The organism is Pseudomonas sp. S3_B11, from assembly GCF_054667715.1.
The window spans coordinates 2,354,443-2,367,535 of the sequence record NZ_CP162749.1; the positions used below are offsets into that span (position 1 = coordinate 2,354,443).

Sequence of the window (13,093 nt, forward strand, 5' to 3'; positions counted from 1 at the left end):
TCGCTCCCCCAGGGTTCGATCGCGTCATTTACCGCTCATAAAACCGTCATCTATGTTTGATATAAGCCTCTGCAGGTGCCGGAAAAGCCAGGCCATCCATCAGAGTAATGTATGCAAGTGACCGTTTTGGGTAGCGATTGTGTCGGTTTGCAAGTCAGGTCCTGTCACGCCGTTGGGAAAGGTCCGCAAGGACGAGACGTATGAAAGTACTCGTCACCGGCGTCGCAGGGTTCATCGGATTTCATACCGCCAAGCGGCTGTGCAGCGATGGCCATCAGGTCATTGGCATCGACAACCTCAACAGCTACTACAGCGTCGAGCTGAAACAGGCACGACTGGCTCAGTTGACCGAATGCCGCGATTTCCGCTTTCAGTTGCTGGATGTGGCAGACAAGCAGGCGCTGTTGGAGTTGTTTGCCGAACATGCCTTCGACCAAGTCGTTCACCTCGCGGCCCAAGCCGGCGTGCGTTATTCCATCGACAACCCGGACGTTTATGCGCAAAGCAACCTGGTAGGTTTCCTCAACATATTGGAAGCCTGCCGCGCCCATCGGCCGGCGCACCTGATCTTCGCCTCAAGCAGCTCGGTGTATGGCTTGAATGACCGCCTGCCATACGCCACGACCGACCCCGTCGATCGGCCCGTATCGTTCTATGCGGCGACCAAGCGCGCCAATGAACTGATGGCCCACGCTTACTCGCATCTCTATGGAATTCCCACCACCGGCCTGCGGTTTTTCACCGTGTATGGGCCTTGGGGACGGCCCGACATGGCGCCGTTCAAATTCACCGATGCCATCCTCAACGGTCGCACCATCGACGTTTACAACGACGGTGCGATGTCTCGCGATTTCACCTATATCGACGACATCGTCGAGGGCCTCGTGCGGCTGATACCGCTGCCGCCGACCGATGAGACGGGCGTGCGCAACAAGGTCTACAACATCGGTTTCGGCTCACCGGTGAAGCTTTTGCAGTTTATCGAGTGCATTGAAGAAGCGCTGGGCATCCGCGCGATAAAGAATTTCTTGCCGTTGCAATCGGGCGACGTGGTCAACACGTGGGCGGACACTCGTGAATTGGAGGAGCGGGTGGGGTTTCGCCCACAGGTCGCAGTGCCGGTCGGTGTGCAGTCGTTTGTCGATTGGTACCGCGACTATTACGCCGTCTAACCCCTCATTTCCCAGCATCTTTTCTGGAGCATCATGCACGAAACCCCTTATGTGTCGGTCCTGATTCCGGCCAAAAACGAGGCAGGCAATCTCATCCCACTTCTCGAAGAAGTGCGCACGGCGTTGGCCAATGAGAACTTTGAGGTCATCGTGGTGGACGATGGGAGCACCGACGCCACCGCCGCTGAGTTAAGAACCTTACAAGGCAGTGGCTACCAGCAATTGCGGGTGCTCAGCCACACCCGTTCCCTCGGCCAGAGCACCTCGATCTACCACGCCGCTGAAGTGGCACGCGGGCATTGGTTGGCAACCCTGGACGGCGACGGTCAGAACGATCCGGCCGATCTGCCGAAAATGCTCGACCTGGTGCGCGGCTCCGAAGGCACCCCCGCGGGCGTCAAGCTGGTGGCAGGGCATCGCGTCAACCGCCGGGACACGGCGAGCAAGCGTTGGGCCTCGCGATTTGCCAACAAACTGCGCGCCAGCCTGCTCAAGGACCAGACGCCCGACACCGGTTGCGGCATCAAGCTGATCGAGCGCGAGGCGTTTCTGCGCCTGCCGTATTTCGATCACATGCACCGTTTTATCCCGGCGCTGATCCGCCGTCACAACGGCCGAATGCTGGTTCAACCGGTCAATCACCGTGAGCGCGGGGCCGGGGTGTCCAACTACGGCAATCTGGACCGGGCGCTGGTGGGCATTGTCGATCTGTTCGGGGTGTGGTGGCTGATCAAGCGCACCCGCCTGGATGTCAACGCACAAGAAACCGAGGTTTGAAATGGGCAGAGAATCGTTGTGGTTGGCCGTTGGCTTCGGTGGTCAATTGGCATTCACCGGGCGTTTTGCCCTGCAATGGCTGTACAGCGAATACAAGAAGCGCAGCATGATTCCCGTTGGCTTCTGGTACCTGAGCATCATCGGTAGCGCGCTGTTGCTGGCCTATGCCATTTACCGCGAAGACCCGGTGTTCATTGTCGGCCAGTCTTTCGGCTTTATCGTTTACCTGCGCAATTTACAGTTGATCGCCAAGCATCATGAGCAGGAAAACCCCGAACTGACCAAGAAGGGCTGAACCGGTGCGGATACGATTATCTTCCTCGCGGCTCGAGCTCCTGGCGTTGGTGGTATTGGCCTTGATCATAGTGGGCGCTGGCCTTGGCTGGCGCCAACCGATGAACGTCGATGAGGAGCGCTTCCTTGGCGTTGCCCTGGAGATGCTGCAGAACGGCTCATGGTTCATTCCCCATCGCGCCGGTGAAATCTACGCCGACAAACCGCCGCTGTTCATGTGGACGGTGGCGCTGTTCGTGCAACTGACCCACCTGCCCAAAGTTGCCCTGTACTTGCCCGCGCTGCTGGCAGGCGCCGTCACCACCGCGTGCCTGTATGACCTGGGCCGACGCTTGTGGGGACGGCGCGTGGGGGTGATCGCGGCGCTCTTGTTTCTCGCGACCTACCAGACCTACAGCATCCTGCGCACCGGGCAGATCGATGGTTTCCTTGCGCTCTGGACCATCCTGGGGATCTATGGCTTGTGCCGGCACGTGTTGCTCGGCCCGGCCTGGCGTTGGTACTACGTGGCCTGTGCGGCGATGGGGTTCGGGATCATCAGCAAAGGCGTGGGTTTTCTGCCGGTGCTGATGCTGATTCCCTACGCCTATGCGCTGCGCAAAGGTTGGAAAGGGGTGGTGGCCATGCCTGGCCAGGCAGGACGCTGGTGGCTGGGGCTGGTCGTAGCATTGGCCGCCATTGCGTTATGGCTGGGGCCCTTGCTGATGATTGTCGCGCAGGGCAGTGCCGACAGCCTGGCGTACGCCCAGGAAATCCTGTTCAAGCAGACCGCTGGGCGTTATGCCAACGCATGGGAACACCGCGAACCTTTCTGGTACTTCTTCGTCCAGGTGATTCCGAAGTACTGGCTGCCGATTGTGTTCATGCTCCCCTGGCTGGTGCCGGCCTGGCGCAGACAATTGCTCAAGCATGACGGTCGGGTGCTGGTGCTGCTCGGTTGGGTACTGCTGGTGTTGGTGTTCTTTAGCCTGAGCAGCGGCAAACGCAAGTTGTATATCTTTCCCGCGTTACCCGCGTTGATTCTGGTGGTGGCGCCGCTTGTGCCGTGGCTGCTACGCCGCTGGTTTGGCGCGCGCCCAAGGGGCAGGGCGGTCTTCAATGTGCTGGTTGCGCTGTGGTTGTGTGCCTGGTTTGTGCGCGGCTTCGTCGAGCCCCACAAGGAAGGCATCAACCCCCACCAGACCTTGATGCGCGATGTCGCCGGAATGACTGCAAATGCCGAGTTGGTGCTCGTGGGTTGGCGTGAGGGCCATTGGCTGTTCGCCCAGCAACCCATCGTGCATTTCGGCTTTTATAACGGCAACTCCCTGGAACAATCCGCCACCTGGCTACGCAGCCACCCGCAGGCCTTCGCCCTGGTGCCCGCTCGGGACCTGGCCCGCTGTTACGACCCGCAAAAAGCTCGCCGGGTCGGCAATACCTCAAGGGCCGAGTGGTTCCTGGTGGGGGTTGATGCGGACAACCAGCGCTGCCAGTCGCCAACGCCGGAGAAGGTGTATTCGTTTGCCTGGCAGCAGCCCTTGTAGCGGCTGAACTGCCGCCATCGCGAGCAAGCTCGCTCCCACATTGGTGCTTGGGTGGTCACAAAATCGAGGTCCATCACAAATCCCCTGTGGGAGCGAGCTTGCTCGCGATGAGTGCCTAAACAACACCACATCCCTGAACCATGGCCAAACCAGTCAAGCAACTTGAAAGCTTTGACCATTGCCGCCACAGCCCTTCGGCGCGAGTATTTGCCTGCTATTCACGGTTCCCCCAACCAATAAAAACCACAGAGGGATGCTGGTCATGCGCGATTATTCGTCCGCCACTTCGCAGTTCGATTACCTGCACACCGTCAACACTGCACTGCACGGCTCGCTCGAGGCGCTCAATGCCTGCGTAGAGTGTTGCGACCGGCATGCGTTGCCAGGGCGCATCGCCTTGTTCTGGGAGGGCCGTGACGGCAGCGATGCAACTTGGACTTACCGTGACCTGCAGGACAACGCCGCGCGGTTCGCCAATTTCCTGCGCGCCCAAGGCATCGGCAAGGGCGACAAAGTGGCCGGTCTGTTGCCGCGCACCGCTGAACTGCTGATCGTGGTGCTCGCCACCTGGCGCATTGGGGCAGTGTATCAACCGTTGTTCACCGCATTCGGGCCCAAGGCCATCGAGCACCGCCTCGGCAGTTCTGGAGCGCGCTTGGTCGTCACCGATGCGGTCAACCGTCCCAAGCTCGACGAAGTCGCCGGTTGTCCCACCATCGTCACGGTCGGCGGCGAAAAGGGCCAGGGCATCGTGCGTGGCGACTACAGTTTCTGGTCCGAGGTGGCGAACCACTCCAGCCAGTGCGAACCGCTGATGCTCACCGGCGAAGACCCGTTCCTGCTGATGTTCACCTCCGGCACCACAGGACCTGCCAAGGCGCTGTCGGTGCCACTCAAGGCCATCGTTGCGTTCCAGAACTACACCCGTGACGCGGTAGACCTGCGTCCCGAAGACGCCTTCTGGAACGTCGCCGACCCGGGCTGGGCCTACGGCATCTATTTTGGCGTGACCGGGCCGCTGGCCATGGGGCATCCGATTACCTTCTACGATGGCCCGTTCACCCTGGAAAGCACCTGCCGGGTCATCAACAAATACGGCATCACCAACCTCACCGGCTCGCCCACGGCCTATCGCCTGTTGATTGCCGGTGGCGAGCAGTTTGCCCGCTCGATCAAGGGCAAGCTGCGCATCGTCAGCAGCGCCGGTGAGCCATTGAACCCGGAGGTGATCCGTTGGTTCGCCGACAACCTGAACGTGGTGATCCACGACCATTACGGCCAGACCGAACTGGGCATGGTGCTGTGCAACCACCATGGGCTGGAACACCCGGTGCACCTGGGCGCGGCCGGCTTTGCTTCGCCAGGCCATCGGATCGTGGTGCTGGATGAAAACCAGCGCGAGCTGGGCGTAGGCCAGCCGGGCATTCTCGCACTGGACCGCAGCCAGTCGCCCATGTGCTGGTTCGCCGGTTACGAAGGCGGGCCGACCAAGGCCTTCGTCGGTGACTACTACTTGAGCGGCGATACCGTGGAGCTGAACCCGGACGGCAGCATCAGTTTCGTAGGCCGCAGCGACGACGTGATTACCACGTCCGGCTACCGGGTCGGTCCGTTCGACGTGGAAAGCGCGCTGATCGAACACGCGGCGGTGGTGGAAGCGGCGGTGATCGGCAAGCCTGATCCGGAACGCACCGAGCTGGTGAAGGCCTTCGTGGTACTCAGCGCGCAGTACCGTGCCTCTGCGGAACTGGCCGAAGAATTGCGCCAGCACGTGCGCAAGCGCCTGGCGGCCCATGCCTATCCCCGTGAAATCGAATTTGTCAGCGACTTGCCGAAAACCCCAAGCGGCAAGTTGCAGCGCTTTATCTTGCGCAACCAGGAAATCGCCAAAGCTCAAGAGGCTGCGGCGCAGAACGTTTCAGCTTGAATCCAAGGAAACCATGATGCAGATCGACAACAAGATTTTTCTCGTCAGCGGCGGTGCTTCCGGCCTCGGCGCGGCCACCGGCGAAATGCTGGTCAAGGCCGGTGCCAAAGTGATGCTGGTGGACCTCAACGCCGACGCCGTGGCCGCCCAGGCGCAAAAACTGGGCTGCCAGAGCGTGGTGGCCGACATCAGTAACGAAGCGGCGGCTGAAGCGGCGGTCAAGGCCACGGTCGATGCGTTCGGTGGTCTCAATGGTCTGGTGAACTGCGCCGGTATCGTGCGCGGCGAGAAGATCCTCGGCAAGAACGGTCCCCACGCGCTGGCCAGCTTCAGCCAGGTGATCAACGTCAATCTGATCGGCAGCTTCAACCTGCTGCGCCTGGCGGCTGCGGCCATTGCCGAAACCGAGGCAGACGCCGACGGCGAGCGCGGGGTGATCATCAATACCGCGTCGGTGGCGGCCTTCGATGGACAGATCGGCCAGGCGGCTTACGCTGCATCCAAAGGCGCCATCGCCAGCCTGACATTGCCGGCCGCCCGCGAGCTGTCGCGTTTTGGCATCCGGGTGATGACCATTGCGCCAGGGATTTTCGAGACCCCGATGATGGCCGGCATGACCCCGGAAGTCCGTGATTCCCTGGCCGCCGGCGTGCCGTTTCCGCCGCGCCTTGGGAAACCTTCCGAGTATGCGGCGCTGGTCAGGCATATCATTGAGAACAGCATGCTCAACGGCGAGGTGATCCGTCTCGACGGTGCCTTGCGTATGGCAGCCAAATAATCAGGAGGATTCATGATGTCCAACGATCCTATTGTCATCGTCAGCGCCGTCCGTACACCCATGGGCGGCTTCCAGGGCGAACTGAAAAGCCTCAGCGCCCCGCAGTTGGGTGCCGCCGCCATCAAGGCCGCCGTGGAGCGTGCCGGCATCGCACCCGACGCGGTTGAAGAAGTGCTGTTCGGTTGCGTGCTCGCCGCCGGCCTGGGCCAGGCACCGGCGCGTCAGGCCGCGCTGGGTGCCGGCCTCGACAAGTCGACCCGCTGCACCACGCTCAACAAGATGTGTGGCTCGGGCATGGAAGCGGCGATCCTCGCCCATGACATGCTCATCGCCGGCAGCGCCGAAGTGGTGGTGGCCGGCGGCATGGAAAGCATGTCCAACGCGCCGTACCTGCTCGATCGGGCCCGCAGCGGTTACCGGATGGGCCATGGCCGGGTGCTCGACCACATGTTCCTCGACGGCCTGGAAGACGCCTACGACAAAGGTCGGCTGATGGGCACCTTCGCCGAAGATTGCGCCGAGGCCAATGGCTTCAGTCGCGAGGCCCAGGATGCCTTCGCCATTGCGTCCACCACCCGCGCCCAGCAGGCGATCAAGGACGGCAGTTTCGATGCCGAGATCGTGCCGTTGCAGGTCATGGTCGGCAAGGAACAAGTGACCGTGCGCCACGACGAGCAGCCACCCAAGGCTCGGATCGACAAGATCGCCTCGCTCAAGCCGGCATTCCGCGAGGGCGGCACGGTGACGGCGGCCAATTCCAGTTCCATTTCCGATGGTGCCGCGGCGCTGGTGCTGATGCGCCAGAGCCAGGCCGTCCAGCGTGGCCTCAAGCCCCTGGCAGTGATTCACGGTCACGCGGCGTTTGCCGATACCCCGAGCCTGTTTCCCACCGCACCGATTGGCGCCGTGAAGAAGCTGATGCAAAAGACCGGTTGGTCGCTGGATCAAGTCGACCTGTTCGAAGTCAACGAAGCCTTTGCCGTGGTGAGTCTGGTGACCATGGACAAGCTGGAGATTGCCCATGACAAGGTCAACGTCCACGGCGGTGCCTGTGCGCTGGGCCACCCGATTGGCGCGTCTGGCGCACGGATCCTGGTGACCCTGCTGTCGGCGTTGCGCCAGAAGGGGCTCAAGCGCGGCGTCGCGGCCATTTGCATCGGCGGCGGCGAAGCCACGGCCATGGCCGTCGAATGCCTGTATTAAGGAATCACCATGCTCCCGACTGAAGAACAGACCCAAATCCGCGACATGGCTCGGCAATTCGCCGAGGAACGCTTGAAACCGTTCGCCGCCGAATGGGACCGCGAGCACCGTTTTCCCCGGGAAGCCATCGATGAAATGGCCGAACTGGGCTTCTTCGGCATGCTGGTGCCGGAGCAGTGGGGTGGTTGTGACACCGGTTACCTGGCCTACGCGATGACCCTGGAAGAAGTCGCCGCCGGCGACGGCGCATGCTCGACCATCATGAGCGTGCACAACTCGGTGGGTTGCGTGCCGATCCTCAAGTTCGGCAACGATGAGCAGAAGGCGAAATTCCTCACGCCCCTGGCCAGTGGCGCGATGCTTGGCGCCTTCGCCCTGACCGAGCCCCAGGCCGGTTCGGACGCCAGCAGCCTCAAGACGCGGGCGCGGCTGGAGGGTGATCATTACGTGCTCAACGGTTGCAAGCAGTTCATCACGTCTGGGCAGAATGCCGGGGTGGTGATCGTGTTCGCGGTGACCGATCCGAGCGCCGGCAAGCGTGGCATCAGTGCGTTCATCGTGCCGACCGATTCGCCGGGCTACAGCGTGGCCCGGGTCGAAGACAAACTCGGCCAACACGCTTCCGACACCTGCCAGATCCTCTTCGAGGATTTGAAGGTGCCAGTGGGCAATCGCCTGGGGGAGGAGGGCGAGGGCTACAAGATCGCCCTGGCGAACCTGGAAGGCGGGCGCGTGGGCATCGCTGCGCAAGCGGTGGGCATGGCCCGCGCGGCGTTCGAGGCGGCCCGGGACTATGCGCGGGAGCGCTCCAGTTTCGGCAAGCCGATCATCGAGCACCAGGCCGTGGCGTTCCGCCTGGCCGACATGGCGACCCAGATCGCCGTGGCCCGGCAAATGGTGCACTACGCCGCCGCCCTGCGAGACAGTGGCCAACCGGCGCTGGTGGAGGCCTCCATGGCCAAGCTGTTCGCCTCGGAAATGGCTGAAAAGGTCTGCTCCATGGCGTTGCAGACCCTGGGCGGCTACGGTTACCTCAACGACTTCCCGCTGGAGCGCATCTACCGCGACGTGCGAGTCTGCCAGATCTACGAAGGCACCAGCGACATTCAGCGCATGGTCATTTCGCGCAATCTTTGAACAGGAGTCCTGCATGAGCTACGAAACGATTTTATTGGAGATCAAGGACCGCGTCGGCCTGATCACCCTCAACCGTCCCCAGGCATTGAACGCCTTGAATGCGCAGATCGTCAGCGAACTGAACCAGGCGCTGGACAGCCTGGAGGCTGATCCGAAGATTGGCTGCATCGTGCTGACCGGCTCGAAAAAAGCCTTTGCCGCCGGTGCCGACATCAAGGAAATGGCCGAGCTGACCTACCCGCAGATCTACCTGGACGACCTGTTCAGCGACAGCGACCGCGTGGCCAACCGTCGCAAGCCGATCATCGCGGCGGTGAACGGTTTTGCCTTGGGCGGGGGGTGTGAGCTGGCGTTGATGTGCGACTTCATCCTGGCAGGCGACAACGCCAAGTTCGGCCAGCCGGAGGTCAACCTCGGCGTGCTGCCAGGCATGGGCGGCACCCAACGCCTGACCCGCGCGGTGGGCAAGGCCAAGGCCATGGAAATGTGCCTGACCGGGCGCTTCATCGATGCGGTGGAAGCCGAACGCTGCGGCATCGTCGCGCGGATCCTACCGGCCGATGAGCTGCTGGACGAGGCGCTTAAAACTGCAGCGTTGATCGCCTCCAAGTCGGTGCCCATCAGCATGATGGTCAAGGAAAGCGTCAACCGCGCCTTTGAGGTCAGCCTGTCCGAAGGCGTGCGCTTCGAGCGGCGGGTATTCCATGCGGCGTTTGCGACGCAGGATCAGAAGGAAGGCATGGCGGCATTCGTGGCCAAGCGTGCGGCGGAGTTCCAGGACAAGTAACGCGGCGGTCTCACTGACGCCATCGCGAGCAAGCTCGCTCCCACAGTGGATCTGGGCTGTACGCAGTATCTGTGTACACCACTGAACCCTGTGGGAGCTGGGCTTGCCCGCGATGGCGGCGGTACATTCAGCCTATAAATGGCTGATACACCGCTATCGCGGGCAAGCCTTGTTCCCACAAGTATTCTGTTTGCAGCGTAGATTCAGTGGGAGCAAAGCTTGCTCGCGATGCTTTTCCTGCCGTTACACCAGGTAGTGCTTCAGCTCCCGGGCAATCACCATCCGCTGTATCTCGCTCGACCCTTCATAAATCTGGGTAATCCGCGCATCGCGGTAGTAGCGCTCTACCGGATAATCCTCGAGATACCCATACCCACCATGAATCTGTATCGCCGAGGAGCAGACTTTCTCGGCCATTTCCGAGGCAAACAGCTTGGCCTGGGAGGCTTCTGACAGGCACGGCTTGCCCGCGCTGCGAAGGCGGGCGGCGTGGAGGATGAGCAGGCGGGTGGCGTTGATGCGGGTGTGCATGTCGGCCAGCAGGTTGGCGATGCTCTGGTGCTCGATGATCGGCTTGTCGAACTGAACCCGATCGCGCGCGTAAGCCAGCGCCGCTTCAAAGGCCGCACGGGCGATGCCCAAGGCTTGTGCGGCGATGCCGATGCGGCCGCCTTCCAGGTTGGACAGGGCGATGGCCAGGCCTTTACCGCGAGCCCCCAACAGATTGGCCTCGGGGATGGTGCAGTTGCTCAAGGTGACCGCGCAGGTGTCCGAGGCGCGGATGCCCATTTTGTGTTCGGTGCGATCAACGATGAAACCCGGCGTATCGGTGGGCACCAGGAACGCCGAAATGCCTTTCTTGCCCAGTTCCGGGTCCGTCACGGCAAACACGATCGCCAGTTTGGCTCGCTTGCCATTGCTGACGAACTGCTTGGCACCGTTGATAACCCACTGGCCATCGCGCAATTCGGCCCGGGTGCGAAGGTTGTGGGCTTCGGAGCCGGCCTGGGGCTCGGTCAGGCAGAAGCAACCAATGGCCTGGCCACTGGCGAGGTCGGCCAACCACGTCTGCTTTTGTTCGTCGGTGCCGAAATTCAGCACAGGCCCGCAACCCACCGAATTGTGAATGCTCATCAGTGCGCCGGTAGCACCGTCGCCTGCGGAGATTTCCTCCACGGCCAGGGCATAGGCGACGTAATCGACGTAGGTACCGCCCCATTCTTCCGGCACCACCATCCCCAACAGGCCCAGCTCACCCATCTTCGCCACCAGGCCGTCGTCAATCCAGCCGGCCTTTTCCCACGCCTGGGCATGGGGAGCGATTTCACCACGGGCGAAGTCCCGGGCCATGTCGCGGATCATCACTTGTTCTTCGGTCAGTTCGAGGTCATGCATGGCTCAGTTCCCGTGGTCGTCGAAGCCGTCGAAGAAGCTCGCCACATGGTCGGCGTCCAGCGCCTCCAGGGTCGGCGGGTTCCAACGCGGGTTCTTGTCTTTGTCGATCAGCAAGGCGCGCACGCCTTCGATCAGGTCACCGCGTTCGAACCATTGCTGATCCAGATGCAGTTCCAGGGCAAAACATTCTTCCAGGCTCAAATGCCGACCGCGCCGCAGCATTTCCAGGGTCACGGCCATGGCCAGGGGAGAGCGGCTGTCCAGCAGGTCGGCGGTCTTTATTGCCCATTCGTGGCTGTTGGCGACGGTGACCTGGCGCAACTGCTCGACCATGCTCGGCACGTCGGGCAGGCCAAAGAAATGGTCGATGGCTGGCCGCAAATCGGCCAGGGGCGGGGCAGGCAGCTGTTGCACACCAAGCTTGGCCAGCAGGCTCTGCAGGTCCTTGAGTGGTGTATCACCCCACTCCAGGCGATCGAGGCGCGCATCGAGCTGTTCAAGCTTGCGACTGTCCAGATACCAGTCGGCCAGCCCGCAATACAAGGCGTCAGACGCACGGATCTGCACGCCGCTGACGCCCAGGTAGATACCCAGTTCGCCAGGAATGCGCGGCAGGAAGTAACTGCCGCCCACGTCCGGGAAATACCCGATGCCGACTTCCGGCATGCCCAGGCGGCTGCGCTCGGTGACCACCCGCAGGTCGGCACCTTGTGCCAGCCCCATGCCGCCGCCCAGCACGAAGCCGTCCATCAAGGCGACGATCGGTTTGCGGTAGTGATGAATCGTCAGGTCGAGGGCGTATTCCTCGACGAAGAAATCTTCGTGCAGGGTGTCGCCCTGCTTGTGGCTGTCGTACAACGAACGGATATCACCGCCGGCGCAAAACGCCTTCTCGCCGGCGCCACGTAGCACCACGGCGCGGATCTGTGGGTCGAGGGCCCAGGTATCGAGTTGTTGCTGCAAGCTGCGCACCATGCCCAGGGTGAGGGCATTGAGGCCGGCGGGGCGGTTCAGGGTCAAATGGCCAATGTGATTGCGAACTTCGACCAGCACCTCATAGGCCGCGGTTTCGATGGTTCCCGCAGCGTGTGATGAAACCTGAGCTGTCATCGCTAACTCCCTGCTTTTATTCTTCTTTATGAATTGTGTCGCGCGTACCCATTCAGGATCGTACCAGTGCAAATTTGCATTGCACAACCGGGATACGTGCAGGTCCTTTCTGCATATTTATAGCAGCCACAGGCTCAACCGCGACTAGAGAGAACCTCCGCGATGCTGCGACGCTTGGCATTTCGCTCGCTGACGTGGATCAATTGCTCAAGATCTTCCGGTGTGACGTCAAAGAATGCTTCCATTTCCGCCAGGGCCAGTTTCAGGTCTTCGGCCGTGATCGCCTGGCGGTCGACGGGAGGGTGGTCAGCCGGTATGACGGCCAGCGGTTCGCTGGCACGCCTGGGATAGCGCACCCGCGTCAGGTTGTTGTAGGCCAGCGCAAAGGCCAGCAGCCCGGAGCCGGCCAGCATCGCCGCACCAACGGCTTGCCAGTCCAAGGCAATGATAGACGGGGCCGCCAGCACCAGCGTCGCCGCCAGGGCGCCTGCCGGCGGATGCAGGCAACGCAGCCAGCACATCAACACCAGCGCCATGCCCGCCGCCAGGCAGGCGCTACCCAGCGTGCGGCCCAATACATGGGCCACCAGCAGCGCGACGACCGACGCACACAGATAACCGCCGACAATCGACCAGGGCTGGGCGAGGGCGCCCGATGACACTGCAAACAACAGCACCGCTGAGGCGCCGAGGGGGCCGATGAGGTGTTGCGCCACCTCAAGGCCAAATACCTGCCCGCAAAGCCAGACACTGAACATCGTCCCCAGCGCCATGCCGATGGCGGCGCGGCTCCATTCGGTGGGACGGGTATTGATAGCAGCGGGGAACCAGCGAGAAAGCATTAAGCGAAAATCCAGAAAACGAACAAAAAAAGGGGCTTACGGGAAAGTCCCAGAAAGCCCTTTAAGTGTTCCAACAGTTGGGGGAGGAACGGCGCACAGTGTGCCGTTCACGACCCCTGCTGACAAATTCATATTAATGCTGGTT

General features: G+C 61.8%; 12 protein-coding genes. 9 read left to right on the forward strand and 3 right to left on the reverse strand.

Features of this window, described 5'->3' with window-relative positions; all coding sequences use genetic code 11:
• Positions 1 to 200: 200 nt before the first annotated feature.
• The 9 genes from AB4O22_RS10820 to AB4O22_RS10860 all read left to right on the forward strand — a co-directional run bounded on the left by AB4O22_RS10820 (position 201) and on the right by AB4O22_RS10860 (position 9,601).
• On the forward strand, positions 201 to 1,172 hold the full coding sequence (locus AB4O22_RS10820) for an NAD-dependent epimerase (protein ID WP_460096298.1): 972 nt from the start codon (positions 201 to 203) through the stop codon (positions 1,170 to 1,172).
• 33 nt (positions 1,173 to 1,205) lie between these two features.
• On the forward strand, positions 1,206 to 1,949 hold the full coding sequence (locus AB4O22_RS10825) for a glycosyltransferase family 2 protein (RefSeq protein ID WP_003202022.1): 744 nt from the start codon (positions 1,206 to 1,208) through the stop codon (positions 1,947 to 1,949).
• A gap of 1 nt (position 1,950) precedes the next feature.
• Entirely contained in the window at positions 1,951 to 2,244 is a 294-nt protein-coding gene (locus AB4O22_RS10830; RefSeq protein WP_003202020.1) for a lipid-A-disaccharide synthase N-terminal domain-containing protein, read from the forward strand.
• A gap of 100 nt (positions 2,245 to 2,344) precedes the next feature.
• A complete protein-coding gene (locus AB4O22_RS10835) occupies positions 2,345 to 3,769 on the forward strand; it encodes an ArnT family glycosyltransferase (protein WP_223472317.1) in 1,425 nt (474 codons plus the stop codon).
• A gap of 262 nt (positions 3,770 to 4,031) precedes the next feature.
• On the forward strand, positions 4,032 to 5,696 hold the full coding sequence (locus tag AB4O22_RS10840) for an AMP-binding protein (RefSeq protein WP_460096299.1): 1,665 nt from the start codon (positions 4,032 to 4,034) through the stop codon (positions 5,694 to 5,696).
• 16 nt (positions 5,697 to 5,712) lie between these two features.
• Positions 5,713 to 6,474 carry an SDR family NAD(P)-dependent oxidoreductase gene (locus AB4O22_RS10845; protein ID WP_460096300.1) on the forward strand — a complete coding sequence of 254 codons (762 nt, stop codon included), beginning with the start codon at positions 5,713 to 5,715 and terminating at the stop codon, positions 6,472 to 6,474.
• Positions 6,475 to 6,486: 12 nt separating this feature from the next.
• Positions 6,487 to 7,677: an acetyl-CoA C-acyltransferase gene (locus AB4O22_RS10850; protein ID WP_161796641.1), complete on the forward strand. Its 1,191-nt coding sequence runs from the start codon at positions 6,487 to 6,489 to the stop codon at positions 7,675 to 7,677.
• Positions 7,678 to 7,686: 9 nt separating this feature from the next.
• Positions 7,687 to 8,814 carry an acyl-CoA dehydrogenase gene (locus AB4O22_RS10855; protein WP_003202012.1) on the forward strand — a complete coding sequence of 376 codons (1,128 nt, stop codon included), beginning with the start codon at positions 7,687 to 7,689 and terminating at the stop codon, positions 8,812 to 8,814.
• Positions 8,815 to 8,827: 13 nt separating this feature from the next.
• Positions 8,828 to 9,601 carry an enoyl-CoA hydratase gene (locus AB4O22_RS10860; RefSeq protein WP_003202009.1) on the forward strand — a complete coding sequence of 258 codons (774 nt, stop codon included), beginning with the start codon at positions 8,828 to 8,830 and terminating at the stop codon, positions 9,599 to 9,601.
• A 243-nt stretch (positions 9,602 to 9,844) separates the two neighbouring features.
• On the opposite strand, the gene AB4O22_RS10865 is transcribed toward AB4O22_RS10860, so the two are convergent.
• The 3 genes from AB4O22_RS10865 to AB4O22_RS10875 form a co-directional block, all read right to left on the reverse strand.
• Positions 9,845 to 10,996, reverse strand: coding sequence for an acyl-CoA dehydrogenase family protein (locus AB4O22_RS10865; protein WP_003202007.1), 1,152 nt, complete (start codon positions 10,994 to 10,996; stop codon positions 9,845 to 9,847).
• A 3-nt stretch (positions 10,997 to 10,999) separates the two neighbouring features.
• Positions 11,000 to 12,106 carry an enoyl-CoA hydratase/isomerase family protein gene (locus AB4O22_RS10870; RefSeq protein ID WP_003202005.1) on the reverse strand — a complete coding sequence of 369 codons (1,107 nt, stop codon included), beginning with the start codon at positions 12,104 to 12,106 and terminating at the stop codon, positions 11,000 to 11,002.
• Between the two features lie 134 nt (positions 12,107 to 12,240).
• On the reverse strand, positions 12,241 to 12,948 hold the full coding sequence (locus AB4O22_RS10875) for an HPP family protein (RefSeq protein WP_003202003.1): 708 nt from the start codon (positions 12,946 to 12,948) through the stop codon (positions 12,241 to 12,243).
• Positions 12,949 to 13,093 lie beyond the last annotated feature (145 nt).